Source organism: Colwellia sp. Bg11-12, from assembly GCF_014076955.1.
Classification (GTDB): Bacteria; Pseudomonadota; Gammaproteobacteria; order Enterobacterales; family Alteromonadaceae; genus Colwellia_A.
Genome location: NZ_JACGUZ010000053.1, coordinates 21,025 through 47,912, shown reverse-complemented (window position 1 = coordinate 47,912; position 26,888 = coordinate 21,025). Strand labels below are relative to the sequence as shown.

The following is a 26,888-nucleotide window of genomic DNA, read 5'->3' as shown; positions in this document are numbered from 1 at the left end:
GAGTGGTTACTGAAATTCAGTGACTAATAACGGCGTTACTAGTCACTATTGAAGGTGTTAGATATTTAAAGTTTACGAAAGGCGTTAACTTTATCAATAATACCTTGGCTGTCTAGTCCAAGTTCTTGATGAATTTCTTGCTGGGTACCATGTTTAATAAAGCTATCAGGCAAGCCAATATTTAATATTTTAATTGCAATACCTTGGCTCAGTATATATTCATTAACACCTGAACCTGCACCACCAGCGATGGCGTTATCTTCAACCGTGACAATAATGGTATGGCTTTTTACGACATCGTCGATAAGTGCTAAATCGAGTGGTTTAATAAAACGCATATCAACAAGTGTTGCATTTAATTGTTGAGCCGCTATTTTGGCTTCATCTAACGTGCTACCAAAATTTAAAAGCGCAATTGCTGACTCAGTATCATCAGTTACGGCCTGTAAGATTTTTCTTGCCTTACCCATTTCAATGGTTTCGTCTATGCTAGGTAATGTTGCACCGTTACCTGAGCCTCTTGGATAACGAACTGCCACCGGACCATCATGCTTGAAACCCGTCGTGAGCATCATCTGACATTCACGTTCATCTGATGGCGCCATAATAACCATGTTTGGCACACAACGCATAAAGCTTAAATCAAATGAACCCTGATGGGTTGGTCCGTCTGCGCCGACAATACCCGCACGGTCAATCGCGAATAATACCGGTAAATTTTGAATCGCTACATCATGAATTAATTGATCGTAACCACGCTGTAAAAAACTTGAATATATAGCGACTACCGGCTTTTTACCACCAATAGCCAGACCAGCAGCAAAAGTCACCGCGTGCTGTTCGGCAATTGCAACATCAAAGTATTGCTTGGGGAAACGTTGGCTAAATTCCACCATGCCAGAGCCTTCACCCATTGCTGGCGTAATAGCGATAAGTGAATCATCCTTTTCAGCGGTTTTACAAAGCCAATCACCAAATATTTTTGAATAAGTCGGTAAGCTTGGTTTACTCTTGGGTAAGCTTGTTTGTGTGGGGTCAAATTTAGGTACAGCATGGTACTTTATCGGGTCTTGCTCTGCGGCGTAATAGCCTTTACCCTTTTTAGTGGCAATGTGTAGAATTTGAGGCCCTTTTAAATTACGCATATTGGAGATGGTATCAACTAAACCATTAACATCATGACCATCGATAGGGCCAATATAGTTAAAGCCCAACTCTTCAAAAAATGTACTCGGTACGACCATACCTTTTAAATGTTCTTCAGCACGACTGGCTAATTCTTTGATCGGAGGAATGCTTTTAAGTATGCGCTTACTACCTTCACGAATACCGGTATATATACTACCAGATAATAATTTCGCAAAATGATTATTTAATGCGCCAACATTTTCTGAAATCGACATTTCATTGTCATTTAAAATAACTAACATGTCGCTTTTAATGTCGCCCGCATGATTCAATGCTTCAAAAGCCATGCCTGCCGTCATCGCGCCGTCACCAATAACAGCAACCACTTTACGTTGCTTACCTTCTTTCTCTGCAGCAACTGCCATACCAAGTGCCGCAGAAATTGAAGTACTTGAATGTCCGACACTTAAGACATCATATTCACTTTCTTCACGCCATGGAAAAGGGTGTAAACCATCTTTTTGGCGAATAGTATGCAGTTGGTCGCGTCGACCGGTTAAAATTTTATGTGGATAAGCTTGATGGCCAACATCCCATATCAGGTGATCAAAAGGGGTTTTATAAACATAATGTAATGCGACCGTTAATTCGATAGTGCCTAAGCCTGAAGCAAAGTGTCCACTACTTTTACTTACCGAACTTAATAAGTAACTACGTAGTTCTGTACTGGCCTGAGTTAACTGGGTTTTATCTAACATACGCAGATCGTCAGGAGAGTTTATATTGGCCAATAAAGGGTAGTCGGCAAGATTTATAATCATATTTATTTTGTTTGTTCTTTAGATTGCTTGTTACAAGATTAATGTACGCGTTTTATTATAAACGTCGCAAATTCAGCTAAGTTATCTGTATTGTAGGGTAAAGTGGCTAAAGCTTGAAGTGCTTGTTGATATAAGTTGTCAGCTTTTTGTTGAGCGCCCGCTAAACCTAGCAGTGCAGGGTAGGTGCTTTTATTGGCGGAAACGTCTGAACCTGCTGGTTTTCCGAGTTCTTCTTCACTGGAAATAATGTCAATTATATCATCTCGAACTTGATAGGCTAAACCAACATGTTCAGCGTAAATAGCTAGTTGGTCCTTTTCATTGGATGAAATATCTTGGCTTATTTCGGTGACCATAGTCACTGACGCTTTTAATAATGCCCCTGTTTTTAGTGAATGCAACTTTTCTAATTCGGCTAAGGTTATTATTTTATCGGTTGCCGAAATATCAAGCGCTTGTCCACCGCACATGCCTTGATAGCCTGAAGCGTTCACTAATTGACGAATTAATGTGAGGCGTTTGGGTTCAAGTTGAGCGCTAAATTCATGGTTAACTAAAATGTCGAAGGCAAGTGTTTGTAAACTATCACCGGCTAAAATTGCTGTAGCTTCGTTAAAAGCCTTATGGCAGGTCGGTTGACCGCGGCGTAAATCGTCGTCGTCCATTGAAGGTAAGTCATCGTGTATTAATGAAAAAGCATGAATACATTCTAATGCGGCGGCTATGCCGTCAACATCAGACAATTTAAGTCCAAGTGCTTCGCCAGTAATATAACTTAAATAAGGTCGCATACGCTTGCCACCAATTAATAATCCATATTGCATTGCTAAGAGCAAATTTTTATCATTGATTTCATATTTTGCTAATTTATCAGCAAGATATCTATTAATGCGATTTTGATAAAAATCGAGCTGATTTAATTGGGTCACTAATTGTTACTCGTCTTGTCTGAATCACCTTCATTATCAAAAACTTCAAGTTGAGCTTTACCATTTTTAGTAAGCAATATCTGAATTTTTTGTTCAGCACTTTTTAACTTGTCTTGACTGGCTTGACTGAGATTTAAACCACGCTCAAAAAGCGTCATTGAATCTTCTAAGCTCAACGCCCCTTGTTCTAAATTCTGAACAATAGTTTCGAGTTCTGAAAGCGATTCTTCAAAGCTTAAATTTTCTATTTTTTTCTTAGCCATTAGCAAGCAGTTCAGTGATTGAATATATAGGCGCAAATCTATACCAAACGCATAAATTAATCAATCAACTTCCTGTGCTTTTACCCCCTAATTGTTATCATTGGCTTTATATTAGTAAGCCGATTATATGTATTACAAGGCTTATATTTATGTTGATTAAGCCCCATGAGGTCTGACTATAATGGGAAGATAACCTCGCCGCTTTTACTTAAATGAATTTTGTACCTCTATTTAATTTCGTTCAGACAAGGTCTTACCAAATATTTAACTCATAACTTTAAACATTAAAAATCATCACTAATTACTTAAGTTATTGACAATATGGGCGATAATAAACTTATATCTTGAATACCTATAAAAATATAAGTATTCGCGTATCGTAATACCTTAATGTATTATCAAATAATACGACGATACGTATTATTTCTTTTTGGAGGCTTTTTGTGGATATAGCAACAATATTAGGTGTAGTAGGCGCAATTGGCTTACTCATTATGGCGATGATGTTGTCGGGTGATATCGGTATGTTTATTGATACTCAGTCGGTCATTATTGTTTTCGGTGGTTCAATATTTGTTGTGTTATCTAACTATAACCTTGGTCAGTTTTTTGGTATTGGAAAAATTATTGGCAAAGCTTTTATGTTCAAAATTGAACAGCCTGACGACCTTATTGAAAAATCAGTTGAAATGGCAGATGCAGCTCGTAAAGGTGGTTTTCTAGCGTTAGAAGAAGCCGAAATTACCAATGGATTTATGCAAAAAGGTGTAGACATGTTGGTCGATGGCCACGACGCTGATGTCGTTAGAGGTACCTTACAAAAAGATATTCAATTAACCTCAGAGCGACATGAAACTGGTGTTGGCATGATGATGGCGCTGGCGGATGTTGCACCCGCAATGGGAATGATAGGGACTTTAATTGGTTTGGTGGCGATGTTATCAAATATGGATGATCCAAAATCTATTGGTCCTGCCATGGCGGTTGCTCTATTAACAACGCTTTATGGCGCATTCCTTGCCAACGTTATTGCTATTCCAATTGCTGCGAAATTAAAACTTAGATTAGCCGAAGAGAAAATGAATCAAGAACTCATTCTTGATGCTATTTTAGGTATTCAAGATGGTCAAAATCCACGTGTTATCGAAGGGTTGCTTAAAAACTATCTTGCTGAAGGTAAGCGTGCTGTAAATACAACGGAAGAAGAATAACGGGAGTAATTTATGGCTGAAAAATGTAAATGTCCACCTCCCGGACTCCCGGCTTGGATGGGTACTTTTGCTGACTTAATGTCACTATTGATGTGCTTTTTCGTTTTACTTTTATCATTTTCTGAAATGGATGTTTTGAAATTTAAACAAATAGCGGGTTCAATGAAGTTCGCTTTTGGTGTTCAAAATAAAATTGAAGTTAAAGATATTCCTAAAGGTACCAGTATTATCGCGCAAGAGTTCCGCCCGGGTAAACCAGAGCCCACTCCAATTGAAGTTATTCAACAACAAACAATGGAAATGACACAACAGATGTTAGAGTTCCAAGCAGGTGATGAAACCTCTGCTGGTGGCCGTCAAGAACAGCGAGGCACAGAACGTGGTGGGCAATCGCAAAGTACGGCAGATGAAATGTCAGCACAAGCGATGCAAAAAGCAAAAGATGAACTTGAACAGTCTTCACAAGAACAAGTGAATGAGTTAGTTAAAAAAATTGCTGAGCAGCTAGAACAACAAATTCAAGATGGTGCAATAGAGCTAGAATCGTTAGGTCAGCAAGTGATCATTCGCATCCGTGAAAACGGTTCCTTCCCCTCAGGTTCTGCTTTTTTACAACCACAATTTCGTCCTATTATTAGAGAAATTGGTGAACTACTTAATACGGTGCCGGGTGAAATTATGGTTTCTGCCCATACCGATAATCGGGGTATTAGTTCTGAATTATTTTCTTCCAATTGGGATTTATCCAGTAAACGAGCGGTAGCTATTGCACACGAACTGATTAAAGTACCTGAGTTTGAACAGTCACGTCTGCTGGTGGTGGGTCATGCTGACACTAGGCCATTAGTGCCTAATACTAACGCGCTTAATCGCCGTCGCAATCGTCGTGTTGAGATTTCAATTAATCAAGGTAAAGCAAAAGAAACTGAGCCCGTTTCTATCTCTAAAGAATAAATAAAGGTCATAAATTTCAAATGTTGGCAAGACGTTAGGCAATAAACATCTCGTTTATTACCTAACGTCTATCTTTTCAACTTAACCTTCATTCCTATTTCGTGTATAATTCGCGCCATTATTTTTACAGGTCCATTGTGGCCTTTATTATCGCTTTATATTTAGGATCGTTCGTTCATGAAATTCATCGTAAAACTCCAAGCTGAAATTGCCGTAAAAAGTCGCCCTGTTCGTAAGCGATTTACTAAAATTTTAGAATCTAGTATTAAAAATGTTTTACGTCGAGTTGATGAACAAATTACTACTCAGGCAAACTGGGATAATATTGAAGTTAATACAAAAAACAACTGTCCTAAAAATCGTTTGGCACTTATTGATACCTTAAAATGCGTGCCGGGCATCGCTCATTTTCTTGAAGTTCAACAAACTACCTATACCGATGTGCATAACATTTTTGAAAAAACCTTAGCAGCCCACGAAAAGACAATTGAAAACAAAACATTTTGTGTAAGAGCCAAACGAATCGGCACACACGACTTCAGTTCTTTACAAGTTGAACAATATGTTGGCGGTGGTTTAAATCAGCATGTTGAATCGTCAACAGTTAAATTGAAAAAACCTGATGTAACTATTCGATTAGAAATAAAAGATGAATATTTATTTATTGTCACAGAACGTCACCAAGGACTAGGTGGTTTTCCAATAGCAAGCCAAGAAGATGTTTTATCGTTAATGTCAGGTGGTTTTGATTCGGGTGTTTCAAGTTTTCAAATGATCAAAAAGGGCGCTCGTACTCATTACTGTTTCTTTAACTTGGGTGGCGCTGCGCATGAAGTTGGCGTAAAACAAGTGAGTTACTACCTGTGGAACAAATTCGGAGCATCACATAAAGTTAAATTCTTTTCAGTTGATTTTGAGCCAGTTGTTGCTGAAATTTTAGAAAATGTTGAAAACGGTCAAATGGGCGTTATTTTAAAACGTATGATGATGCGTGCTGCGGCGAGAATAGCGAAACGAGCGAATATAGCATCATTAGTTACCGGTGAAGCGTTAGGACAAGTATCTAGTCAAACATTAACTAATTTAAATGTGATAGACCAAGTCACAGATACATTAATTCTCCGTCCATTAGTCGCTTATGATAAACAAGATATTATTGATATCGCCCGTAAAATTGGTACTGAAGACTTTGCTAAAACAATTCCGGAATATTGCGGTGTAATATCAAAGCGTCCCACTATTAAAGCTGTATTATCTAAAATTCAAGCAGAAGAAGAAAAATTTGATTTTGACGTTTTAGATAAAGTTATTGAAGAAACGCGTATGTACGATATACGTGATATTGGTAAAGAAAGTGAAGAAGAAATTCATGCGGTAGATACTGTAGAAGACCTTCCTAGTGATGCAATTGTTATTGATATCAGAAGCCCTGATGAAGAAGACGAGAATCCACTAGACCTTGATAATGTAAAAGTGGTTCATATTCCTTTTTATAAATTGTCGAATAAATTTAGTGAACTCGAGCAAGAGAAAGAGTATTTGTTGTATTGTGACCAAGGAGTGATGAGCAAGCTACAAGCACTTTATTTAATTGGTGAAGGCTACAAGAACGTTAAAGTTTATCGCCCTTAATTTGGTCGTTTACTGTGATAAATACCGCTTTTCAAGCGTTTTAACCGCTAGCCATAATTGTGAATTCACCGTTGTGGTTAGTTGGTGCTTTTTGGCTAAACGGTCAATGTAACCGTTGATATAATCTATTTCGGTACGACGCTTGTTAAGTACATCAGCACGCATTGATGATGTGTTTTTTGCTGTACCTTCAGCAACGTCCCTCACTAAATTTAGCAATAGATGCTCAGTTAACACCACGCCTTCTTTATTGGCTATCGCAACGACCTCGCTGATAATGCTTTTAATTTTATCTTGATACACTTGTATATTTATTTCGCCATTATTAATATTTTCTAGTGCCGAAATAGGGTTAATAACGCAATTAATGGCTAATTTTTTCCATTGAGCCTGCTGAATGTCTTCTTGCCAGTAAATCTGTTTAAGACTTTGTTGAAAATAATTTAACAGTTTTTTTTTATTTTTTGCGTCGAGTTCTCCCCAAACAATACCCAAGTCGCTGTTTCCTATTCCCGTATGCTCAACATGATAATCAGCCACTTTTTTTGCGCCTTGTGTTAACAACAATGCCAGTAAACACTGTGATGGTTTGAGTAGAGGGGATATCTCTTCGAACGTACCTAAACCGTTATGAGCCAAAATAATAATAGCGTTGTCTTTCAGTAAATGATGGATGGCTTTTAAAGCAGTAGTGACCTGGTAAGACTTTACGCAAAGAATAATAATGTGGGCATGTGTCAAAGCTTGGTTATTAGCAATATTTAAGGGAAATTTATGAGCTTCTTCATTCATCTCACTAAAATAATAATCAGTGAATGAAGGCGCTGTTGACGGCAACAGAGAAACTAATTTATTGGCCTGTTTATTTTCTGTAAACTGAGAAAACCGATGATAACAAAGTAAGCCTATAGCGCCTTGACCAACAATAACGGTCTTCATCTTAATTTTTTAGTCGTGGAGGCTTACCATAAACGGTAAATACCCAATAGAAAATAGCAAAGACTGACACACCGATTATGTCAGCAATAAAATCAAAAAATTCACCACTGCGAAAGCCTAAATAATATTGGCTTAATTCTGTGAGCCCACTATAAAAAAACAAACAAATTACGGTATTGGTTAGCGGGAGCTTAAGTAAACCAACTAAAAGGAAAGTTAGTCCAAAAAAACCGATAATATGGCCAATAGTATCTATCTGTATTTTATTAATGACACTCGTTTTTAAATCACCAGGAATTAAAAAAATCAGTGCTAGAACCAATAAAGAAATTAAGATAATTAATAGTTGAAGGTAACTTTTCATTGAACGTATTTTTATGGATGCATAAGTTTGTAATAATTCATCATAACATGTGAAAATAGCCGTTGCGATGACCTTTACCCACTACAAGTGCTTTGTTAAGATTACCAGTACTTATATTATTGAATTAGCGAAAGGCCAATATCATGCCATCAATGGATGTCGTTTCCGAAATTAATTTGGAAGAAGTAAGAAATGCAACTGAAAATTGTATTAGAGAATTAGAAACGCGTTTCGATTTTCGCGGTGTTGAAGCGAGTATTGAATGGAAAAAGCCCAATGTCGTATTGAAAGCGGAAGCCGACTTTCAAATAAGACAATTAGTAGACATGGTGCGCGGACAATTGGCAAAACGTAATATCGACGCTAAAGCTTTGACCCTTTCTAATACCGAACACTCAGGTAGAACCTTTACTCAGAAACTTTCATTTAAAGAAGGTATTGAACAACCTATCGCGAAAAAAGTGATTAAGCTCATTAAAGACAGTAAGTTAAAAGTGCAAGCGGCCATTCAAGGTGAGCAAGTACGTATAACAGGTAAAAAGCGTGATGATTTACAAGCAGTGATGCAACTCATTCGGGAAAGTGATTTAGAGCAATCGTTTCAGTTTAATAACTTCCGCGACTAATTAAGTCCCTTATTTTGAGCCAACTTAATCTATAGGGTGATTCAATCTACTATAATAAACAGCGCTATTGGTGCTGTTTTTTTATACGTTAATTTTGAACTTTACTTAATGAGTAACCTTATCTTTACAAGGGTTAGATGATTTTACTGACAAATTGCTTACTTTTACGCAATTAAGACTGTTTATTTGTTGGTACATTAAGTAAATTAACCGCATTCTAATAATAATAAAGATTATGTTTAATGAGTGTTTCAAGAGGTGGGTTTAGTTCTCGCATTGGTTTTATCATGGCAGCGGCAGGCTCGGCTGTTGGTTTAGGAAATATTTGGGGTTTTCCAACGCAAACGGCCAGTAATGGTGGTGCTGCTTTTGTTTTGGTTTATTTAGTTCTAGCCTTCTGTTTAGCTTACCCGGCTTTTATGGCTGAATTGTTGATAGGTAGATATGGGCAAGCGAATGCTGTTAGCTCGTTAGAAAAAATGTCACGTAGTTTTTGGCAGAAAAAATTCGCCTTTTTTGTTGGTTTTGGTGGCATTGTCTGTGCAGCACTTATTCTCAGCTTTTATGGGATTTTAGCCGGTTGGATGATGGCTTATGCTGCAGAGCCTGTTTTGAGTTTTATTGGGCTTAGTGATGCGGCTCAATGGGTTATTTCACAATCATTATGGCGTAATTTAGGTTTTACGGCTTTATTCATGATTTTAACTGTTTTTATTATTCGCCATGGTGTTGAAAATGGTATTGAAAAATGGTCTAAACGGTTAATGCCGATGCTTATTGGTCTATTAATTTTATTAATTATTTATGTTGTTACCTTAGATGGTGCGGCAGAAGGTTTAAATGCTTATTTGAACCCTGATTTTTCACGTGTATTTGAAGCTGATTTATTGATCAGTGCACTCGGACAAGCCTTCTTTTCTTTATCGCTAGGTACCAGTGTTATGATTATCTACGGTTCATATATCTCAAAGAAAGAAAATTTAGTCACGCTTGGCGCGCAAGTCACTTTAATTGATGTTTCTATCGCATTCTTAGCGGGTTTATTAATTATTCCTGCTATGTATGTTGCTCAAGCTCAAGGTGTAGCTATTTTTGCTGAAGACGGTAGTTTAATTAATGGTTCAAACTTAGTGTTTACAGTATTGCCAAGTTTGTTTGAAAGTATGGGTAATATGGGCGCTTTTGTTGCGTTTGCTTTTTTCTTACTGATGTCTATTGCCGCTTTAACGTCTTCTATTTCGATGCTTGAAGGTCCTGTATCTTATGTCGTTGAACGCCATGATACCCCCAGAGAAAAAGCAACAACCTTAATTGGTCTCGGTATTTTTGTTTTGAGCGTTGGTATTGTTTTAAATATTGAAACAATGCTCGATTTTGTTGCTATTACGGCAACACAATACGGTCAGCCAATTATAGCGATGTTATGTTGTGTATTCGTTGGGTGGATCTGGCACAGAAATGATGTTTTGATGGAACTAAAGGAAGGCAATAATGATGCCGAGCATAGTGTTTTTTGGAAAATCTGGCCTTGGTATACTAAGTTTGTTTGTCCAACGGCTATTGGTGTCGTCTTTATTCATTCTCTGAATCTTTTTTAAACACGCAAAATTTAAAAGTTAGATTAATAAAAAGCGAGCTTAGCTCGCTTTTTTATGTTCAGGATGAACGGTATAACGCGGTGCCATGGAAGGCAAAGAGCGTATATGTTCAGGATGGCCTTTCTCAGACATCCTGTCTTTCCAGGCATTAGTGCATCCCTGCACGTCAACGGTATAACGCGGTGCTGTGACTGCATGGATGCAGGAAGTAGAGTAACGCAGGAGCAGTTACCGAGAAGGCAAAGAGCGTATATGTTCAGGATGAACGGTGCTCTGCTCGCCATGCCCGTTCAGTATCTAAAGCTGCTAACTTATATTTGGCCAAGCAAGTGTCCATGGTGCGTTGATAGCTTCTAATTGTTGTTGGCAAGGTGGTGCTAAGTATTTTTCACCAAAAGAAGGGGGCAGTACATACTGATAGGTTTGCTTATTTAAAGTAAACTTCAGCGCATATGCATGTAAGTAGCCACGCTGTTCTTGATAAGAGGTTTGGGTTGCGTAAAGCGGATCGCCAAGTATGGGTGAGCCAATACTCGATAACGCCACGCGTAATTGATGAGTCTTACCACTGTAGGGTTTCAATAAATATAAACGTTGTCCATCACTGAGTGAATACGACAAAAACTGTGTAATAGCTGGGTTTATTTGGCTACGCAGTAATTTCCACATACCACGGCGACTTTTTTCCATATCACCTTTAATTAATCCTTGTTTTTTCTTTGGTTTTTTATCACTTATTGCAAGGTAGTATTTTTCAATGTCATGTTGTTCAAAAAGTTGTTGAAACTGTTGAGCCGTAGGTAAGTTCTTTGCAAATATCATCAGGCCAGACGTCATTTTATCAAGGCGGTGAACTGGGTATAAATCGTCAACATTACCTTGTTCCTTTTCCTGTTTTTTTACCTGATTGAAAAAACCATTATCTAGCTCACCTTCATCATGAAAGTTAACGTTTGCCGGTTTTTCTGCGATGATAAAATCATCGTGTTGAAAAATTATATTTATCAATTGCACTTATGAAAGTCCTAAACCTACGAAGATATAAAGAATAATGGTTATCACACCACCAAATAATGCATAGGGTAATTGTGTTTTTACATGTTCAAAATGATCACACCCGCTGGCGATTGATGCGACCACGGTTGTATCAGAAATAGGAGAAGCGTGGTCGCCAAAGACACCACCACCTAACACGGCAGCGACTAAAAATTCTATGGGTAAACCACTTTGCTGAGCAATAGGTACAGCAATAGGCACCAATATTGCGAAAGTCCCCCAAGAGGTTCCTGTTGCAAAAGCCATTAAAGCCGCGGCAATAAAAATAACGGGAGCCATTAAATATAACGGTAATTCAACATTAAACAATTCACTGACATAAATTCCTGTACCCAAACCTTTTATTGCAGCACCAAAGGCAAATGACAACACTAGAATGGCAACAGCAGGGAACATGTGTTTAATGCCCTCTATAGAGCTTATGGTGATTTCTTTAAAGTTAAGTAATTTATGTAGGCCAATTAATACGACTAATAAAATGAAAGCGCTAGTGATTGACCAAAAGACAGAAAACGAGCCTGAGCCGCGACGAATATCACCATCACCTGTTATCCATAATAAGACTAAGGTCATCGTTAATAATGATAATAGAGGGAGCCACATTACATAAGCAGGAGCTATTTGCTTGGTCGCATCTTGTTGTTGCGCTACCGCCATTGACTCAGCTCTTTTCATTGGCCCATATAGCTTACCGCTATAAGCGGTGTAAAAAGCCAATAAAATAGCGATTATCGCATAAAAATTGTAACTAACAGTGCCAATTAAAACTCCAACTGAGTCAGCAAGTTGATAGTCATCAAGTAAGCCTAATACATAAGCGCCCCAACCATTCACTAATAATAAAATACTGACAGGTGCACAAGTTGAGTCAATAAGGTACGCCAATTTCGCGCGACTCATTTTATATTTATCAAATAATTTTTGACTGGCCATACCGGCAGTAAACATACTTAAATTAGTGTCTGTAAAAATACTAGTACCAATTATGGTCGGTAACATACTTGCTTGACGCGCGTTTTTGACTAAATTTAAGGATGACAATTTTTCGATAAAGCCATTTACTGCACCAGACTTATTCATTAAGGTAACTAAAGCACCAATGAGTAAACTGAAGCTAACAATATAGAGATTACTCGTTGAGGTGAATACACCGCCAATCGCCAGAAAACCATCGGTTAAGCCATGTATTATTTGCCAGTTTGTCGACATTATAGTGGCTAAAATCACACCACAAAATAACGCTAATAAAGCATTTTTTCGCCAAACGGCAATAACAATGGCGATAAGAGGGGGAAGTAATGATAAAGGACTATCTTGCATGATTTTAACTATTTTCTTATTATTATTTTGTTGAACACTTTACCGTAAGCGCAAATTTTTAGAAACTGCTTTAAGGAGAGTTTGAGTTTTATTTTGAAAATAAATGCAGAGTATTACGGTCTTGTATTTTTAGAAAAATAAATAATATTTTGAGGGTGTTACTTTAGATTAACTTTTTAATACAGTAAAGTATTGAAAAGCTAATTATTACCCTCAAATAGTGATTAGCAGCTACGCTTAATGTATTTAGGGATTATTTTTGAAACTTTCTTTTGATGACTATGTAATGGCATTTAGCCAAGACGAACATTTATCTTCCTTAACAGGCATTGGGCGAGGCATAGAACGTGAAGGTTTACGTGTTTTACCTGAAGGACGTTTATCGTTAAAACCACACCATAAGAGCTTAGGCTCTGCGCTAACACATCCTAATATTACAACAGACTATTCAGAAACATTATTAGAATTTATCACTCCGGTAAGTTTTAACCCCGAAACCACTATCGCGCAACTGCAAGATATTCAAAAATATACCTTAAGTAAAATTGATGGTGAATTGATTTGGCCAATGAGTATGCCATGTTTTGTTGACAACGACGACGCTATACCACTTGCAAACTATGGTTCATCAAATGTGGGTCAGATGAAGACCGCTTATCGTCAAGGGTTGAAGAATCGTTATGGCAGTATGATGCAGGTTATTTCGGGGATTCATTTTAATTTCTCATTTTCTCAAAATTTTTGGCAAAGTATGCAAAAAATTTCAGAAAATAAGGCACCAATAAATGACTTTATATCGCAAGGATACTTTGCATTATTACGTAACTACAAACGATATTGTTGGTTAATACCTTACCTTTACGGTAGCTCGCCAACCATTTGTGGTTCATTTTTGAAAAATAAAACGACCTCATTACCTTTTAAAAGGTCAGCCAGTGGTTATATGTATCTTGAATATGCGACATCATTGAGAATGAGTGATTTAGGCTACACCAACAGTGAACAATCATCACTGGAGATTTGTTATAACGACTTAGACGGTTATTTAGATGGTGTGCAAAATGCAATTCATTTACCCTCAGAAAAGTTTGCCGCCTTTGGTGTAAAAGTTAATGGTAAATATCAGCAGCTAAATAGCAACATACTACAGATTGAAAATGAACTTTATGCGCCTATTCGACCTAAACAAGTCGCTAAATCTGGCGAAAAACCTTCAGAAGCATTGAGAAATAGAGGGGTTGAGTATATTGAAGTACGTGCTCTTGATGTTAATCCATTCTCAGATACGGGGATAAGTATTGATCAAGTTTATTTTCTTGATGTTTTTATCACCTATTGTGCATTAGCAGAAAGCCCATTATTTACTTGTCAACAACAACAAAGTTGTGATGAAAATATGGATGAAATTGTAGTTCGCGGTCGAGATCCTCTCTTGCTACTTAATGATAATGGTTGTGATAAATCAGTTAAAGCGTGGGGCAGTGAAATTTTCAAAGAAATGCAGAAAGTAGCAACCTTATTGGATAGTGCGTATGGCGGTGAAAAATATAGTCAGGCTGTAGCGAACGAACAAAAAAAATTGATTGATCCTAACTTAACGCCTTCTGCTCAATTACTTGATTGTGTAGTAAACCAAAACAAAAGCTTAACGGGAATCGCTCTAGAACAAGCACATGAATACCGTCAAGAATTGCTTAATAGAGATTATCAAATTTATAGTGAGCAGTACTTTACTGAAGCGGCGATAAAATCACATCAAGAACAAAAAGATATTGAAAGTGCAGATAAAATCGACTTTGATACATTTTTAGCCGATTACTTTTCTACATAGATTGCGTTTATTTACTCGTTAATAGCGTGTAGGTTACGCGCTATTAACTCATCTGAAAGCACTTCTGAATATGCCACTTTTTATATCCCTTAACGGATGACCTTTTTATTCGCTTTTTAAATACAGCTGTATTTTATCATTACCCTTCTCTTTATCTTCGTTAAAAAAAAGCAAAAAAAAACGCATTACTTAAAAAAGAATGCGCAATAAAAACATAAAACACTAAGGGAAATATAACTCTCATAAAGTAAGAGTGATTGTTGGTGGTTTAGTTCAATTTATTTAGGTGTCTTTTTATTTTTTATTTGGTGAAATTTAAGCAAAAAAAAACGCATTACTTAAAAAAGAATGCGCAATAAAAACATAAACACTAAGGGAAACATAAAACACTTATCAAGTAAGAGCAGGATTACTTGTTATAGTTCAATAAATTTCATATAAATTAAAAATAATTTTCTCATCACCTCTTTCTAACAAATTATCTAGTTGGTATAAAGCTATGTTTCTGGCATGATAACAATACCTAATTCAATAACGTATTGATGTTATGTCGTTTATTAAGCCTTTTTTTATTTCATTGTTGAGTATTGTACTCCTATCAAGTTGTGCGACACCACCGCCAAAAAACCCTGAAAACATTTGTGAGATTTTTCGCGAACATCGTGATTGGTATTTTGCAGCTAAAGAAGTACGTGAACGTTGGGGCGTACCCATTCATGTACCTATGAGCATGATGTATCAAGAAAGTTCATTCAGAGCGGGAGCTTTACCCCCTAGAGATTATTTACTGGGTTTTATTCCATGGGGTCGGGTAAGTACTGCGTATGGTTATTCTCAAGCAAAAACGATGACTTGGGATGATTATATTAGAGAAACAGATAATTCAGGCGCGGATCGTGATGATTTCGATGATGCTATTGATTTTATGGGTTGGTTTATTTTTAAGACACAAAAAATTAATAAGGTCTCTAAATGGGATGCCTACAATCAATACTTAAATTATCATGAAGGTTGGGGTGGCTTTAAGAACCGTTCTTATAAAAAGAAACCCTGGTTGGTCAAAGTTTCACGAAAAGTGGATAACCGAGCACGACGTTACAGTAGTCAATTAAAAAGCTGTGAAGCTGATTTAAATCACGGTTGGTTGTGGCGATTATTTTTTGGTTAATATGATTTAATTAAGATAGCTGTATATAAGTTTACTGCTACTTCATTAATAAGATGTTCTACTTTATACATCGTCATTGGTTCTGTTAATCAATTGAAATGATCAGATAATAAGTGGAACTGGAATTAGCATGATCTTTTATAAAAGATCATGCTTTTTAATTTTTAGGAATAAATAATCAATCGTACATATAGTCGCTAGCATAAAGAGTGCCCAAATAACCTTTCTAAAGTAAAAATACTCGTAAATCCCCAAGTTTTATATAATTAAAGCCATTGTAAAAAAAACTTCATAAATTTTAAAGAAAGGCATTGCATTATTCGAGGGCTGGCTCTTATTGGGCTGTGTTTTGTTATCCACAGAAATTGTGGAAAAACCATTAATAGATTAATGGTTGTGGGTAACTTTGTTAATAACTTTGTTTGTTGATGGTATTATCCACAAAAGAGGATATAAGCACATAAAAATCAAATCACTAGTATGATATGTGGATCATAAAAAAAGACCTTAAAATGGTGATTTAAGGCCTTTGTTTTTATCAGAGATGAGAGAATCGTTGTTACTTTTCTTTCTCTTCATCGATATAAAGTTCTGGCAGGATCCTAACCGTTTTGATCATGTTATCTGAAACATCAACAATTTCTAATGGGTAGCCAGCGATGCGAACACTCAAATTAGCTTCTGGAATATCTTCTAAATATTCGATGATTAAACCATTTAGTGTTTTAGGGCCATTGGTGGGGAAAGTCCATGTCATTTCTTTATTGATGTCTCTAACGGTGGCACTACCGTCAACTAAGTAACTACCATCAGGCTGAGCATTAACTTCTTCGCTTGTAGTGGGTGTCATCGTTGTGGTGAAATCGCCAACGACTTCCTCTAAAATATCTTCTAGGGTGACTAAACCTTGAATGTCACCATATTCATCGACAACTAAACCCAAGCGTTCTTTGGCATGCTGAAACTTTAAAAGTTGTACATTGAGTGTTGTGCCTTCAGGAATAAAATATAATTCTTTTATTGCTCGGATTAAGGTGGTTTTAGTAAATTGATTTTTGAATAAGAGCTTTAATGCATCACGAAGGTGAATGTAGCCAACGACATCATCCATGTTGTCCCGATATAATAAAACACGAGTATGATTTGATTGGGCTAATTGTTTCTGAATTTTTTTCCAGTCTTCATTGATATCAATACCCACCAATTCATTACGAGGGATCATAATATCTTCAACCGTTACTTTTTCTAAATCAAGAATACCAACTAACATATTTTGATCGCGTTCTGGCAACATTGCGCCAGAGTCGTTCACTACCGTTCTTAGCTCTTCAGAGCTTAAACTATGTTGTACACGTTGCTCAGAGCTTACGCCAATCAACATTAACAAACCGTTAGTTATCCAATTTACAGCAACGACAAAGGGGAACAACAGTTTTAATAAAAAAGATAAGACAATTGAGCTCGGAAAGGCTATTTTTTCAGGGTATAACGCGGCTAATGTTTTTGGGGTTACTTCAGAGAAAATCAGCACAACAAGTGTCAATGCAATGGTTGCAATTAACACACCCATATCACCAAATAACCGTAAACCGATAATAGTGGCTATCGCAGACGCTGCAATATTAACAAGGTTATTGCCAATGAGTATCAAACCAATTAAACGGTCTGGACGTTCTAACAATTTACTAACGCGTTTAGCACCCTGATGATTTTGTTTTTCTAAATGGCGAAGTCGGTAGCGATTAAGCGACATAATGCCAGTTTCAGATCCTGAAAAATAGGCTGATAGAATAATTAGAATGCCAAGAATGGCAAAGAGCATTTCCGTTGATATGTTGTCCAAAAAAGGAACCCTATGTTGTGTTATAGATAGTCATTAATTACGTTATAACGTATTTAATAACCATTATTATGATAATTTACAGTAAAATAAATTCTTTAACAAACCGACTACCAAAATATGCCAATGTTAATAAAGCACTACCAGTAACCATTAATATTAACACACGATGACCGCGCCAACCTCTATTATAATGCCCCCAGAGTGTTGTTGAATAGACTAGCAGGGCTAAAATAGACAATACGGTTTTATGTACATTTTCATGTGAGATCATCCCATCTAAAAATAAGAAGCCAATAACCTGACTGAGTAATAAAAAACTCGTGCCAATACTTAAAATAATAAAAAGTTGACCTTCAACCTGCATCAGTGGGGGGAGGTGACTAACCGCCGCCAAATTCTTTGTTTTTAATTTTAAATTGATGTAAGCGACTTGAAACGCATAGAGTGTCGCAATGACTAAAGTACAATAAGAAAGCAGCGCAAGTGTCACATGGCTTATCACACTTAATTGATGGTTAATTAAGGGGGCTTGTTCTACGCTAGGTATGAATACCATCAGTAATTGCCAAATACCCGCAAAGCCATAAATAACCGGTAATAATAAATTTACTTTAAAGCGTAAGGCAAAGGCAGAGATAGATAAACAAATAATTAAACTGACTAAAGAAATAACATTAGGCAATGCAAAGTTAATGTCCGCTTGAACCACTAAAAACTGTGCATTACTTAAGGTGTGTAGCACCATAGCTAAACAACCAAAAAATAACACAAAAATTAAATTAGGCCCTTTTGGGTGAAACAAACGTAATAACATTGCAGAAGTTGCAACCGCATAAGCAAAAAATGCAATTAAAGAACAAATATCCGAAAAACTCACAACGTGCTCCCACACAAGAACTTAAAAGTTAGGTCTTTATACCCGCAAACGATTCTATCAGAATGCGAGTAAGACACCCTATATTAAAACTAATTTTCTTAAGGGTTTTATCGATAAGAAGGCAATTAAACCTGCGCAAGTTATTCCAAACCAAAAAGGCAGTAATTCATGGCTGTGTTGCATTTGCTGAGTAATGTTTATATCGAAAAACATTAAGCCCCAATCAAGTAACAAACCAAAGCCTATCGCACATAACGAAATGCCTAATAAGTATTTTATTAAAACACTGCTGCCCATTTCATTTTTAATGACGCCTAATGTTGAAATATTTGTTGCTGGGCCTGCCATCATAAAGACTAATGCAGTGCCGGGTGATATACCGGCTAAAATAAAACCCGCAGCGACAGGTGTTGATGCGGTCGCACAAATATACATTGGAATTGAAATAATAATCATCACTAACATTGCGCCTAAACCACTACCATAGCTGAGTAAAAAAGAGGCGGGTAGGAATGTCTTTATTAAGGTGGCAAAAATCAGACCGACTAATAACCAGATGATGATGTCGTCAATCAATTGTGTTGCGGCGTAATGAATACCTGAGGTGGTTTTACTTAGAAAGCTTGCTGATTTTTTAGTTGTAGCTATTGTTTTTTCACTCGCACAACACGAAGACTTAACATCTTCGGTTGTTAGTAATGGCTCAACAGCGACTTCTTTCTTACTCGGACAACAACTAGGGGTATCTTTAGATGTCGCTTTAGGTAGGGTAATATCTTCTTTTTTTATTGTTGAAACGAGTAAGCCCGTGATAATGGCAGAAAATATTGCCGTTATTGGTCGATAAATCGCAAAAACGGGGCCTAATAAAGCGTAAGATACTGAAACTGAGTCAACACCGGTTTCGGGAGTTGCCACTAAAAAGGATGAGGTTGCTGATGCTGAAGCACCGCTGCGGCGTAATTCAGTCGCTACTGGGATAACACCACATGAGCATAAAGGTAGGGGGGCACCAATAATAGCAGCTTTAATAATGGCGAGTTTTCCTTCACCCAAATGTTTACTTAAAATTTTAGTCGGTACCCAAGATTTCATCAAACCTGCAATGAGTAAACCTAATAATAACCAAGGACTCGCTTCAGCACTTAAGGCTAAAAAGTTTGTCAGTAATGTAGATAAATATTCCAAGACATTCACACTGTTATTTATGTAAAAAGTTAAACAAGACTACAGCTTACCATATTTATTTTAAGGTGCATTACACTACATCACATAACGATGATTTATTTATTTCACCGGCTGTTATCTAATGCCGTACCCAATTGATAAATTTAATGGGTGTTGAATGCGAAGAAACTTATTGGAATTGCTATTAATCCTTTCGCTTATTTTATTGGCGGGTATAATATGCAATAATTTTTATATTCAGCACAACACAATATAGAGTCGCACATGTTTGAGAATCTTTCCGATCGTTTAACCAAAACGTTAAAAAATATCAGTGGCCGAGGCCGGTTAACTGAAGACAATATCAAAGAAACGTTACGTGAAGTGCGTATGGCACTTCTTGAAGCCGATGTCGCTTTACCTGTTATTCGTGACTTTATCGCTAAAGTAAAGGAAAGCGCAGTTGGTCAAGATGTCTCTAAAAGCTTAACCCCAGGGCAAGTCTTCGTAAAAATTGTTCAAAAAGAACTTGAACATGCTATGGGGGAAGTGAATGAGACACTTAATTTAAAAGCGGCTCCACCGGCTATTGTATTAATGGCTGGTTTACAAGGTGCGGGTAAAACCACCTCTGTTGCAAAATTATCAAAATATCTCACTGAACGAGAGAAGAAAAAAGTATTAGTGGTCAGTGTTGATGTTTATCGACCTGCAGCTATTAAACAACTTGAAACATTGGCCAATGAAATAAGCGTTGATTTTTTTCCAAGTGATATTTCACAAAAGCCAATAGATATTGCTAATGCGGCTATTGATCATGCGAAAAAGAATTTCTTTGACGTATTAATTGTTGATACAGCGGGTCGTTTACATGTCGATAAAGACATGATGACTGAGATTCAAGATCTACACGCCGCTATAAATCCAATAGAAACATTATTCACCGTTGATGCAATGACGGGACAAGATGCTGCTAACACGGCGAAAGCCTTTGGTGACGCTTTACCACTAACCGGTATTATCTTAACAAAAACTGACGGTGACGCCCGAGGCGGTGCTGCGCTTTCTATTCGCCATATTACCGGCAAGCCTATTAAATTTATGGGTGTTGGCGAAAAAATTGAAGCATTAGAACCTTTTCATCCTGACCGTATTGCCTCACGTATTCTTGGCATGGGTGATGTACTTTCTTTAATTGAAGAAGTTGAGCAAAAGGTTGATAAGAAGAAAGCTGAACAACTCGCGAAAAAGTTTAAAAGTGGTAAAAGCTTTGACTTAGAAGACTTTCGTGAGCAACTCGTGCAAATGAAAAATATGGGTGGCATGACCAGCATGATGGACAAATTGCCAGGTATGGGCAACATGTCTGATAAAATCAAAGATCAGATGGACGATAAACTGACCTTACGTATGGAAGCTATTATTAGCTCTATGACGAAAGGTGAGCGTGCGCGACCTGATATTATTAAAGGTTCTCGAAAGCGGAGAATTGCAGCAGGGTCTGGCACACAAATTCAAGATGTGAATCGTTTATTAAAACAATTTATGCAAATGCAAAAAATGATGAAAAAAATGTCGGGTAAAGGTGGTATGCAAAAAATGATGCGTTCCATGAAAGGCATGATGCCTCCAGGCGGTGGTGGTGCAGGTGGCGGGATGTTCGGCCGTTAAGATAACATCATTTATAAAAAATAATGATGCGGCAATACCCTATGGAAAGGCATGATGCCCCCAGGCGGCGGTACAGGTGGTGGCCCAGGTGGCGGGATGTTCGGCCGTTAAGATAAACAATATTTTATTTCAAAAGGTAGCATTTGCTACCTTTTTTGCTTTTAGTCTTTAGTCTTTCAGGTTTATCATTAGCACTGGGCGATCTTTATACTTGCTATTTATCCTAGGAAGCGTAAAATACGCGAGCTTTTCTGTCACCTAGGGTGTCAGGAAATGTCTGGAAAATTCGTTTTAACACTTTAAATAATAGAGGGCGATATGGTAACCATTCGTTTAGCTCGTGGCGGCGCCAAAAAGCGTCCATTCTATCAGGTTGTTGTTGCAGATAGCCGTAACTCTCGCGATGGTCGTTTCATCGAGAAAGTTGGCTTTTTCAACCCAACAGCAGAAGGTCAAGCTGAGAAATTACGCTTAGACCTAGACCGTATCAACCATTGGGTTGGTCAGGGTGCTGGTTTATCTGATCGTGTGGCTAAGTTAGTTAAAGACGCTCAAGTAGCAGCTTAATTAATTTAGTAGGTTGAGGAGTTGTTGTGGAAGAAATAAATAAAGAAGTCATCCTAGGTAAAGTAGGCGCAGTTTACGGTATCAAAGGTTGGTTGAAAATTCATTCATTCACTGATGAAACCGAAGCTATATTAGACTATTTTCCTTGGTCTCTAAAATTAGGGAATAAAATACAATCAGTCGATATATCTGATTGGCGCAAACACAATAACGGTCTTGTTGTTCATGTTGCAGGCATTGATGATCGCGATATAGCCCAAAAGCTTGTTGGTTCAGAAATATTTGTTAACGAAAGCGCACTAGCAGAATTGCCCGACGGGGAGTTTTACTGGCGCGATTTAATCGGCATGTCTGTTGTTACTGACAAAGGTTACGACCTTGGTCAAGTTTCTGAAATTTTAGAAACTGGCGCTAACGATGTACTGGTTGTAAAAGCTAATCGTAATGACGGTTTTGGTCAAAAAGAGCGTTTAATTCCGTATCTTTTTGAACAAGTTGTAAAATCGATTAGTGCTGAAAATAAACAAATTTGTGTTGACTGGGACCCAGGTTTCTAACTTGAGTAATAGCGTTTCAACAAACAAACGATGGTATGGGGTGATAAGCCTTTTCCCTGAGATGTTTGACGCCATTACAGAGTATGGGGTGACAGGCCGAGCGATCCGTAACGGGTTAATTGAATTTCATAAGTGGAATCCAAGAGACTTTACACACGATAAGCATAGAACCGTTGACGACCGTCCTTATGGTGGTGGTCCGGGCATGTTAATGATGGTGCAACCGCTACGTGATGCTATTAAAACCGCAAAAGCTGCTGCGAATATCGCAACAGATTCTGCAACAGGTGATGATAGTAGTTCTGATAAAGAACAAGTTAAGGTTATATATTTGTCGCCGCAGGGACGTAAACTCGACCAAGCTGGTGTACGTGAATTAGCACAACATAATAAACTGTTATTTATAGCAGGGCGTTATGAAGGCATAGACGAACGATTAATTGAGTCGGAAATCGACGAAGAATGGTCTGTTGGTGATTATGTTTTGAGTGGAGGAGAACTCCCCGCAATGAATATGATCGATGCTATAGCACGTTTTGTGCCGGGTGTATTAGGACATAATCAATCTGCTGAGCAAGATTCTTTCTCAGAGGGGTTGTTAGATTGTCCTCATTACACAAGGCCAGAAGTACTCGACACTTCAATAGAAGCTATGTCGGTACCTAAAGTGTTATTAAGTGGTAATCACGAGCACATAAAGCAATGGCGTATGTTTAAGTCACTAGAAAGAACATGGACCAGAAGACCAGAATTATTAACTAACCTAGCTCTGACAGCGGAACAACAGAAAATGTTAGCTTCTATTAAAGATGATAACAAATAACGTTGTTGATGCCTGTGAACTCTAGGAAGAAGGTATTATGAGTAACATTATTGATATGCTCGAAAAAGAGCAGATGAAAACAGATTTACCAGCATTCGCACCAGGCGACACTGTTGTTGTACAAGTAAAAGTTACAGAAGGTGATAAATCACGTCTTCAAGCATTTGAAGGTGTAGTTATTGCAATAAAAAGCCGTGGCATCAATTCTGCATTCACTGTTCGTAAAATCTCGAACGGTGTTGGTGTAGAACGTGTATTCCAGACACATAGCCCTATTGTTGACTCTATTGAAGTCAAACGTCGCGGTGATGTACGTCAAGCTAAACTTTACTACTTGCGCGAGCTATCTGGCCGTAAAGCACGTATTAAAGAAAAATTGGCAAAAAGATAAGCTCTTTTTAAGCCCGTTTTGCTTTAGCAACACGCATAAAAAAAGCCTGAATAATTCGTTATTCAGGCTTTTTTGATCTTAATATATCTCAGTTTCGTCTATGTGCTTTTTTTCATATAGTGCTTTCAATTAGAAGTTATACAGCTTAGATTTATATCGTTCTGAATGGGCTCTCAATTTTTTGTTATGATTTTAGCTGCAAGATGTCGAGATTTCCTCGCCGGTTAACTTCTGAGTCAGCATTTAACTATAGAAGCTATTCTGTTAATGGACTTCCAAAGAAATACTTTTGGGGTGTTAAAATGTGGAGTCAAAGTTTCTTTGTTGAAACGATTGGAAATATGGCAGTAGAAATTATTCGAAAATATTTTCAAAACCAGCTAGTTGAAGTGGGTTAAAATCACCCGGAATTCATACTGATTCTAAATTGACATTGGATAAACTGTGGCTTATTCCATAAAATGCAATAAGCCACCGTTTAACTTTATTGAACGAAAGATAGGGCCAATGATAGAAGTTTAATTCTATATCAGGTTACATGAACACACCACCATCATTAATAACAGTACCATTATCATAACTAATCGTGCTGATAGCACCACATTGATTATCAACATTACAGGCCGAAACTTTAACGGTTATTAACTCACCAATCGCGATACCACTACTTGAGAAGTATGTAGATTTTACGTGATTTGGGAGGTTGAAATTATGTGTTTTTAAAGTACGATTTGTACGAAACTTAAATATATCAGTGCTTAGATACGAAATTTCAACTTTATAATGGTCTGGAATACCTGTTGAAGGTACATTCCAATAAGAATATGTTCCCGAGACTGCATTTGGTGGGTTTTTCCCTATCGGGCCTGGCTGTGTGTTAAGTAATGAAGTAACCCACATATTGCCAACGGAACTTGGAACACTTGTATTGTTGACAACGGTATGGCTCAATGTTTTTGATTGAGAGCAGATGTCATTTACGTTACAAGCTTTGATATTAAAGATAATTACATGCCCAGTATGCTTACCTGCGTACTCGAAAAATTTAGACTTTGTATTACCAGTGACTTCAAAAGGACTACGGGTATTTCTAGTTCCACTGGCTGTTACGTTGGTATAACTAATCAAATAATGGTGAGCATCACCTCCCCAATTAAAATTAACCCCAGCCTCTTGGTAACGTGAAACAGGTAGAACTGCAGTTGTCAATGAAGATACTTGTGCAGGTTTACCGTCAGTTGTTACCTGAATAGTTCTAGTTGTTTTGTAATCAGAGCCAAAGGTACGGCCTTCGACATCATTAAGTAAAGTAACACTAACCTGTTTAGGGCCAATAGACGACCAATTATGAGAAACAACTTTACCATCAATAGACGTTTCTAATTGTTCAAATTGACCATCTCCCCAGTTAATTTCAAACCTAACGTCGTCATTAAATGGGTAGCATGAACGAGGTTTGATATTGAACAAACTCCCGTTTGGCATTGCTTCTGTAGTTCCAGAAATTACTGGAGTTAAAATTCCAGATGGATTCAGAAAATCTTTGAACCATAAATGCTTACTAAGGATATTTTTCTCACTATCAAAGATAGTGTCTGTAGAATAAACGTCATCCCATCCTGGAATAGAAAGTGAAATCTGTAAGGCTTTCCCGTTTGATCCTAATAACCCTACACGCCAATATGCATAAAGTTTGGCATTCCAATCAACAATTGCCGCCTTAACCAGTTCATTGGTGCCATCACCATCGCCATCAGAACAGGCGTTACCATAATAGCCATAAAATCGTAATGGTGCACTTAGAACAATACCTACTTCTGCTTCGACAATATCAAGAATTCCCCAGTAAATTTCTAAATCTGCTTTTGCATATAAAGTAACTTTTGGATCTATTATAATTTCAACATCGAGCGAATAAACTAATTGTTCATTCGGTGAATAATCTATATCGATCACGTCAGGTTTCATCGGTGTACATTCAGAATTCTTACATGTCCATTGAATATCCAAATTACCGTTTACTTTACCTTCATATGAAATAGTTGCATTAGCCTCTGCGGTTAGGTCAACATCTAAACCTACACCGACTTCCAATTCCCATTCAAACTGAACAATCCACACCCAAAATTGGCCATAACCTTTCCAAAGTTTGTACCTGTCATGAAATAAATTTGCTTCATATTTATAAGTAGCTGTGCCATTTAAAGCAATAGTCGTATCAACGAAATTCATATTTGCTTTGATTTCATGAGATTTGTAATCGACATCATAAGTAAAGCATTTGATAAATCCCCCACGATCTTTTTTATAAAATACTTCGATGTCTGCAGTTCCTGTTGCGCCAAATCCAATATCAGCACTTACATTGACATAATTATTAACATCATAATCTTTACTAAGGTTTTTATTTCCAACATCTAATGAAAATGATTTACTTCGATACTGATCACTACAACCTGCTGATGCTTGTGCATAGCTATTTGAATTGGAGTTATACACTTCGTTAACTCGTACCGGATCTACTATTATCGGACCAATTCCTTGGCTAAAGTTTTGAGGGCTTACTGGGTAAGAGTATCCATATTCGGCTAGTTTGTCTTGAATATACCCTATAGGTAAATACCCTGAAGATATTAACCCTTCTACTGTAGTTATAGCGACTAAGTTTTTCCCACGGTACTCTTCAGCTTCAAGGTAATCGGCACTACCCGCTCCGCCTTTACTACTTAACATTTGTTGGTAAGAATCAACATTAGGCTTAACTAATGCCCAGCCATTTCCCTGATTCAGTATCAAATTTGAGTTACTGATTTTGACGGCGTTGGATGCATTTGAGCTATAACTGATGATCATTGTGCTAATTAACATCAGTATTAATTGTAATCTATTCATAAATATTCCCTTTCTTATTATTGTTCATATATTTGACGGGGGTAATATAGGGTAAATGAATATTATTGTAAATACAATATTTACACAATATTTACACGATGTTTACACGTACTTGTACGATATTCATACAATACTTATATAAAGTTTGTATAATGTTTGTGTAGCGTTAATGTTATGTTCCTATGTTCATATGTTCCTATGTTCCTATGGTGCATGGTGGGAAGGGCAGATATAAAAAACAATTTTTTATCAGAAAGCTA

At 37.2% G+C, this 26,888-nt stretch carries 24 protein-coding genes; 13 read left to right on the top strand and 11 right to left on the bottom strand.

Annotation, left to right across the window (positions count from 1 at the left end):
- Nucleotides 1-65: 65 nt before the first annotated feature.
- Genes dxs through H4J39_RS03865 form a run of 3 tightly spaced genes read right to left on the bottom strand, consistent with a single transcriptional unit; the run spans nucleotide 66 to nucleotide 3,141 of the window.
- Complete coding sequence (gene dxs / locus H4J39_RS03875; RefSeq protein ID WP_182226079.1) at nucleotides 66-1,949, bottom strand: 1-deoxy-D-xylulose-5-phosphate synthase; 1,884 nt, start codon at nucleotides 1,947-1,949, stop codon at nucleotides 66-68.
- A 38-nt stretch (nucleotides 1,950-1,987) separates the two neighbouring features.
- The gene (gene ispA, locus H4J39_RS03870; protein ID WP_182226078.1) at nucleotides 1,988-2,878 is read right to left on the bottom strand and encodes a (2E,6E)-farnesyl diphosphate synthase; all 891 of its coding nucleotides are present in this window, start codon (nucleotides 2,876-2,878) and stop codon (nucleotides 1,988-1,990) included.
- Entirely contained in the window at nucleotides 2,878-3,141 is a 264-nt protein-coding gene (locus H4J39_RS03865; RefSeq protein WP_182226077.1) for an exodeoxyribonuclease VII small subunit, read from the bottom strand. Before H4J39_RS03865 ends, ispA begins: the two co-directional genes overlap by 1 nt.
- Before the next feature lie 443 nt (nucleotides 3,142-3,584).
- Here H4J39_RS03865 and pomA point away from each other — a divergent pair, with 443 nt between their 5' ends.
- From pomA to thiI, 3 genes are all read left to right on the top strand, one after another.
- On the top strand, nucleotides 3,585-4,352 hold the full coding sequence (pomA, locus tag H4J39_RS03860) for a flagellar motor protein PomA (RefSeq protein WP_182226076.1): 768 nt from the start codon (nucleotides 3,585-3,587) through the stop codon (nucleotides 4,350-4,352).
- A gap of 12 nt (nucleotides 4,353-4,364) precedes the next feature.
- A complete protein-coding gene (locus H4J39_RS03855) occupies nucleotides 4,365-5,306 on the top strand; it encodes a flagellar motor protein MotB (protein WP_182226075.1) in 942 nt (313 codons plus the stop codon).
- Nucleotides 5,307-5,483: 177 nt separating this feature from the next.
- On the top strand, nucleotides 5,484-6,938 hold the full coding sequence (gene thiI / locus H4J39_RS03850; RefSeq protein ID WP_182226074.1) for a tRNA uracil 4-sulfurtransferase ThiI: 1,455 nt from the start codon (nucleotides 5,484-5,486) through the stop codon (nucleotides 6,936-6,938).
- A 9-nt stretch (nucleotides 6,939-6,947) separates the two neighbouring features.
- Here the strand turns inward: thiI and H4J39_RS03845 are convergent, their stop codons facing one another.
- Nucleotides 6,948-7,877 (bottom strand): ketopantoate reductase family protein, encoded by a 930-nt coding sequence (locus H4J39_RS03845; protein ID WP_182226073.1) that lies wholly within the window; start codon nucleotides 7,875-7,877, stop codon nucleotides 6,948-6,950.
- Between the two features lies 1 nt (nucleotide 7,878).
- On the bottom strand, nucleotides 7,879-8,241 hold the full coding sequence (locus H4J39_RS03840) for a VanZ family protein (RefSeq protein ID WP_182226072.1): 363 nt from the start codon (nucleotides 8,239-8,241) through the stop codon (nucleotides 7,879-7,881).
- A 143-nt stretch (nucleotides 8,242-8,384) separates the two neighbouring features.
- Between H4J39_RS03840 and H4J39_RS03835 the strand changes: the two genes are divergently transcribed.
- On the top strand, nucleotides 8,385-8,867 hold the full coding sequence (locus tag H4J39_RS03835) for a YajQ family cyclic di-GMP-binding protein (RefSeq protein ID WP_182224577.1): 483 nt from the start codon (nucleotides 8,385-8,387) through the stop codon (nucleotides 8,865-8,867).
- A gap of 242 nt (nucleotides 8,868-9,109) precedes the next feature.
- Nucleotides 9,110-10,465, top strand: a complete 1,356-nt coding sequence (locus H4J39_RS03830; protein ID WP_182226071.1) for a sodium-dependent transporter — start codon at nucleotides 9,110-9,112, stop codon at nucleotides 10,463-10,465.
- A 306-nt stretch (nucleotides 10,466-10,771) separates the two neighbouring features.
- Here the strand turns inward: H4J39_RS03830 and H4J39_RS03825 are convergent, their stop codons facing one another.
- Together H4J39_RS03825 and H4J39_RS03820 are read right to left on the bottom strand one after the other, a co-directional pair.
- Nucleotides 10,772-11,479 carry a TIGR01621 family pseudouridine synthase gene (locus tag H4J39_RS03825; protein ID WP_310649712.1) on the bottom strand — a complete coding sequence of 236 codons (708 nt, stop codon included), beginning with the start codon at nucleotides 11,477-11,479 and terminating at the stop codon, nucleotides 10,772-10,774.
- Nucleotides 11,480-12,841, bottom strand: a complete 1,362-nt coding sequence (locus H4J39_RS03820; RefSeq protein WP_182226070.1) for a Na+/H+ antiporter NhaC family protein — start codon at nucleotides 12,839-12,841, stop codon at nucleotides 11,480-11,482. It lies immediately after the preceding gene.
- A gap of 259 nt (nucleotides 12,842-13,100) precedes the next feature.
- Between H4J39_RS03820 and gshA the strand changes: the two genes are divergently transcribed.
- Both gshA and H4J39_RS03810 read left to right on the top strand, forming a co-directional pair.
- Nucleotides 13,101-14,672 (top strand): glutamate--cysteine ligase, encoded by a 1,572-nt coding sequence (gshA, locus tag H4J39_RS03815; protein WP_310649711.1) that lies wholly within the window; start codon nucleotides 13,101-13,103, stop codon nucleotides 14,670-14,672.
- Nucleotides 14,673-15,219: 547 nt separating this feature from the next.
- Nucleotides 15,220-15,840: a hypothetical protein gene (locus tag H4J39_RS03810; protein ID WP_182226069.1), complete on the top strand. Its 621-nt coding sequence runs from the start codon at nucleotides 15,220-15,222 to the stop codon at nucleotides 15,838-15,840.
- A gap of 559 nt (nucleotides 15,841-16,399) precedes the next feature.
- Here the strand turns inward: H4J39_RS03810 and H4J39_RS03805 are convergent.
- The 3 genes from H4J39_RS03805 to H4J39_RS03795 all read right to left on the bottom strand — a co-directional run bounded on the left by H4J39_RS03805 (nucleotide 16,400) and on the right by H4J39_RS03795 (nucleotide 19,748).
- On the bottom strand, nucleotides 16,400-17,683 hold the full coding sequence (locus H4J39_RS03805; RefSeq protein WP_182181761.1) for an HlyC/CorC family transporter: 1,284 nt from the start codon (nucleotides 17,681-17,683) through the stop codon (nucleotides 16,400-16,402).
- Nucleotides 17,684-17,759: 76 nt separating this feature from the next.
- Nucleotides 17,760-18,560, bottom strand: coding sequence for a cytochrome c biogenesis protein CcsA (locus tag H4J39_RS03800; protein WP_182226068.1), 801 nt, complete (start codon nucleotides 18,558-18,560; stop codon nucleotides 17,760-17,762).
- A 78-nt stretch (nucleotides 18,561-18,638) separates the two neighbouring features.
- On the bottom strand, nucleotides 18,639-19,748 hold the full coding sequence (locus tag H4J39_RS03795) for an SO_0444 family Cu/Zn efflux transporter (RefSeq protein ID WP_182226067.1): 1,110 nt from the start codon (nucleotides 19,746-19,748) through the stop codon (nucleotides 18,639-18,641).
- Between the two features lie 264 nt (nucleotides 19,749-20,012).
- Between H4J39_RS03795 and ffh the strand changes: the two genes are divergently transcribed.
- From ffh to H4J39_RS03765, 6 genes are all read left to right on the top strand, one after another.
- Entirely contained in the window at nucleotides 20,013-21,398 is a 1,386-nt protein-coding gene (gene ffh / locus H4J39_RS03790) for a signal recognition particle protein (protein WP_182181764.1), read from the top strand.
- 318 nt (nucleotides 21,399-21,716) lie between these two features.
- On the top strand, nucleotides 21,717-21,965 hold the full coding sequence (gene rpsP / locus H4J39_RS03785; RefSeq protein ID WP_070375880.1) for a 30S ribosomal protein S16: 249 nt from the start codon (nucleotides 21,717-21,719) through the stop codon (nucleotides 21,963-21,965).
- A 26-nt stretch (nucleotides 21,966-21,991) separates the two neighbouring features.
- A complete protein-coding gene (rimM, locus tag H4J39_RS03780) occupies nucleotides 21,992-22,522 on the top strand; it encodes a ribosome maturation factor RimM (protein WP_404842677.1) in 531 nt (176 codons plus the stop codon).
- A gap of 1 nt (nucleotide 22,523) precedes the next feature.
- The gene (gene trmD, locus H4J39_RS03775) at nucleotides 22,524-23,345 is read left to right on the top strand and encodes a tRNA (guanosine(37)-N1)-methyltransferase TrmD (RefSeq protein WP_259368749.1); all 822 of its coding nucleotides are present in this window, start codon (nucleotides 22,524-22,526) and stop codon (nucleotides 23,343-23,345) included.
- 37 nt (nucleotides 23,346-23,382) lie between these two features.
- Nucleotides 23,383-23,736 carry a 50S ribosomal protein L19 gene (gene rplS, locus H4J39_RS03770; RefSeq protein ID WP_070375882.1) on the top strand — a complete coding sequence of 118 codons (354 nt, stop codon included), beginning with the start codon at nucleotides 23,383-23,385 and terminating at the stop codon, nucleotides 23,734-23,736.
- A 149-nt stretch (nucleotides 23,737-23,885) separates the two neighbouring features.
- Complete coding sequence (locus H4J39_RS03765) at nucleotides 23,886-24,134, top strand: transposase (protein WP_404842679.1); 249 nt, start codon at nucleotides 23,886-23,888, stop codon at nucleotides 24,132-24,134.
- A 136-nt stretch (nucleotides 24,135-24,270) separates the two neighbouring features.
- Here H4J39_RS03765 and H4J39_RS03760 read toward each other — a convergent pair whose 3' ends face one another.
- A complete protein-coding gene (locus H4J39_RS03760; protein ID WP_182226064.1) occupies nucleotides 24,271-26,628 on the bottom strand; it encodes a hypothetical protein in 2,358 nt (785 codons plus the stop codon).
- Nucleotides 26,629-26,888: the final 260 nt, after the last annotated feature.

Excerpts from the sequence above, each read along its gene's own strand:
- dxs (WP_182226079.1), bottom strand. The coding sequence starts at position 1,949 with ATGATTATAAATCTTGCCGACTACCCTTTATTGGCCAATATAAACTCT.
- H4J39_RS03865 (WP_182226077.1), bottom strand. The coding sequence starts at position 3,141 with ATGGCTAAGAAAAAAATAGAAAATTTAAGCTTTGAAGAATCGCTTTCA.
- H4J39_RS03855 (WP_182226075.1), top strand. The coding sequence starts at position 4,365 with ATGGCTGAAAAATGTAAATGTCCACCTCCCGGACTCCCGGCTTGGATG.
- thiI (WP_182226074.1), top strand. The coding sequence starts at position 5,484 with ATGAAATTCATCGTAAAACTCCAAGCTGAAATTGCCGTAAAAAGTCGC.
- H4J39_RS03845 (WP_182226073.1), bottom strand. The coding sequence starts at position 7,877 with ATGAAGACCGTTATTGTTGGTCAAGGCGCTATAGGCTTACTTTGTTAT.
- H4J39_RS03840 (WP_182226072.1), bottom strand. The coding sequence starts at position 8,241 with ATGAAAAGTTACCTTCAACTATTAATTATCTTAATTTCTTTATTGGTT.
- H4J39_RS03835 (WP_182224577.1), top strand. The coding sequence starts at position 8,385 with ATGCCATCAATGGATGTCGTTTCCGAAATTAATTTGGAAGAAGTAAGA.
- H4J39_RS03830 (WP_182226071.1), top strand. The coding sequence starts at position 9,110 with ATGAGTGTTTCAAGAGGTGGGTTTAGTTCTCGCATTGGTTTTATCATG.
- H4J39_RS03820 (WP_182226070.1), bottom strand. The coding sequence starts at position 12,841 with ATGCAAGATAGTCCTTTATCATTACTTCCCCCTCTTATCGCCATTGTT.
- H4J39_RS03810 (WP_182226069.1), top strand. The coding sequence starts at position 15,220 with ATGTCGTTTATTAAGCCTTTTTTTATTTCATTGTTGAGTATTGTACTC.
- ffh (WP_182181764.1), top strand. The coding sequence starts at position 20,013 with ATGTTTGAGAATCTTTCCGATCGTTTAACCAAAACGTTAAAAAATATC.
- rpsP (WP_070375880.1), top strand. The coding sequence starts at position 21,717 with ATGGTAACCATTCGTTTAGCTCGTGGCGGCGCCAAAAAGCGTCCATTC.
- rplS (WP_070375882.1), top strand. The coding sequence starts at position 23,383 with ATGAGTAACATTATTGATATGCTCGAAAAAGAGCAGATGAAAACAGAT.
- H4J39_RS03760 (WP_182226064.1), bottom strand. The coding sequence starts at position 26,628 with ATGAATAGATTACAATTAATACTGATGTTAATTAGCACAATGATCATC.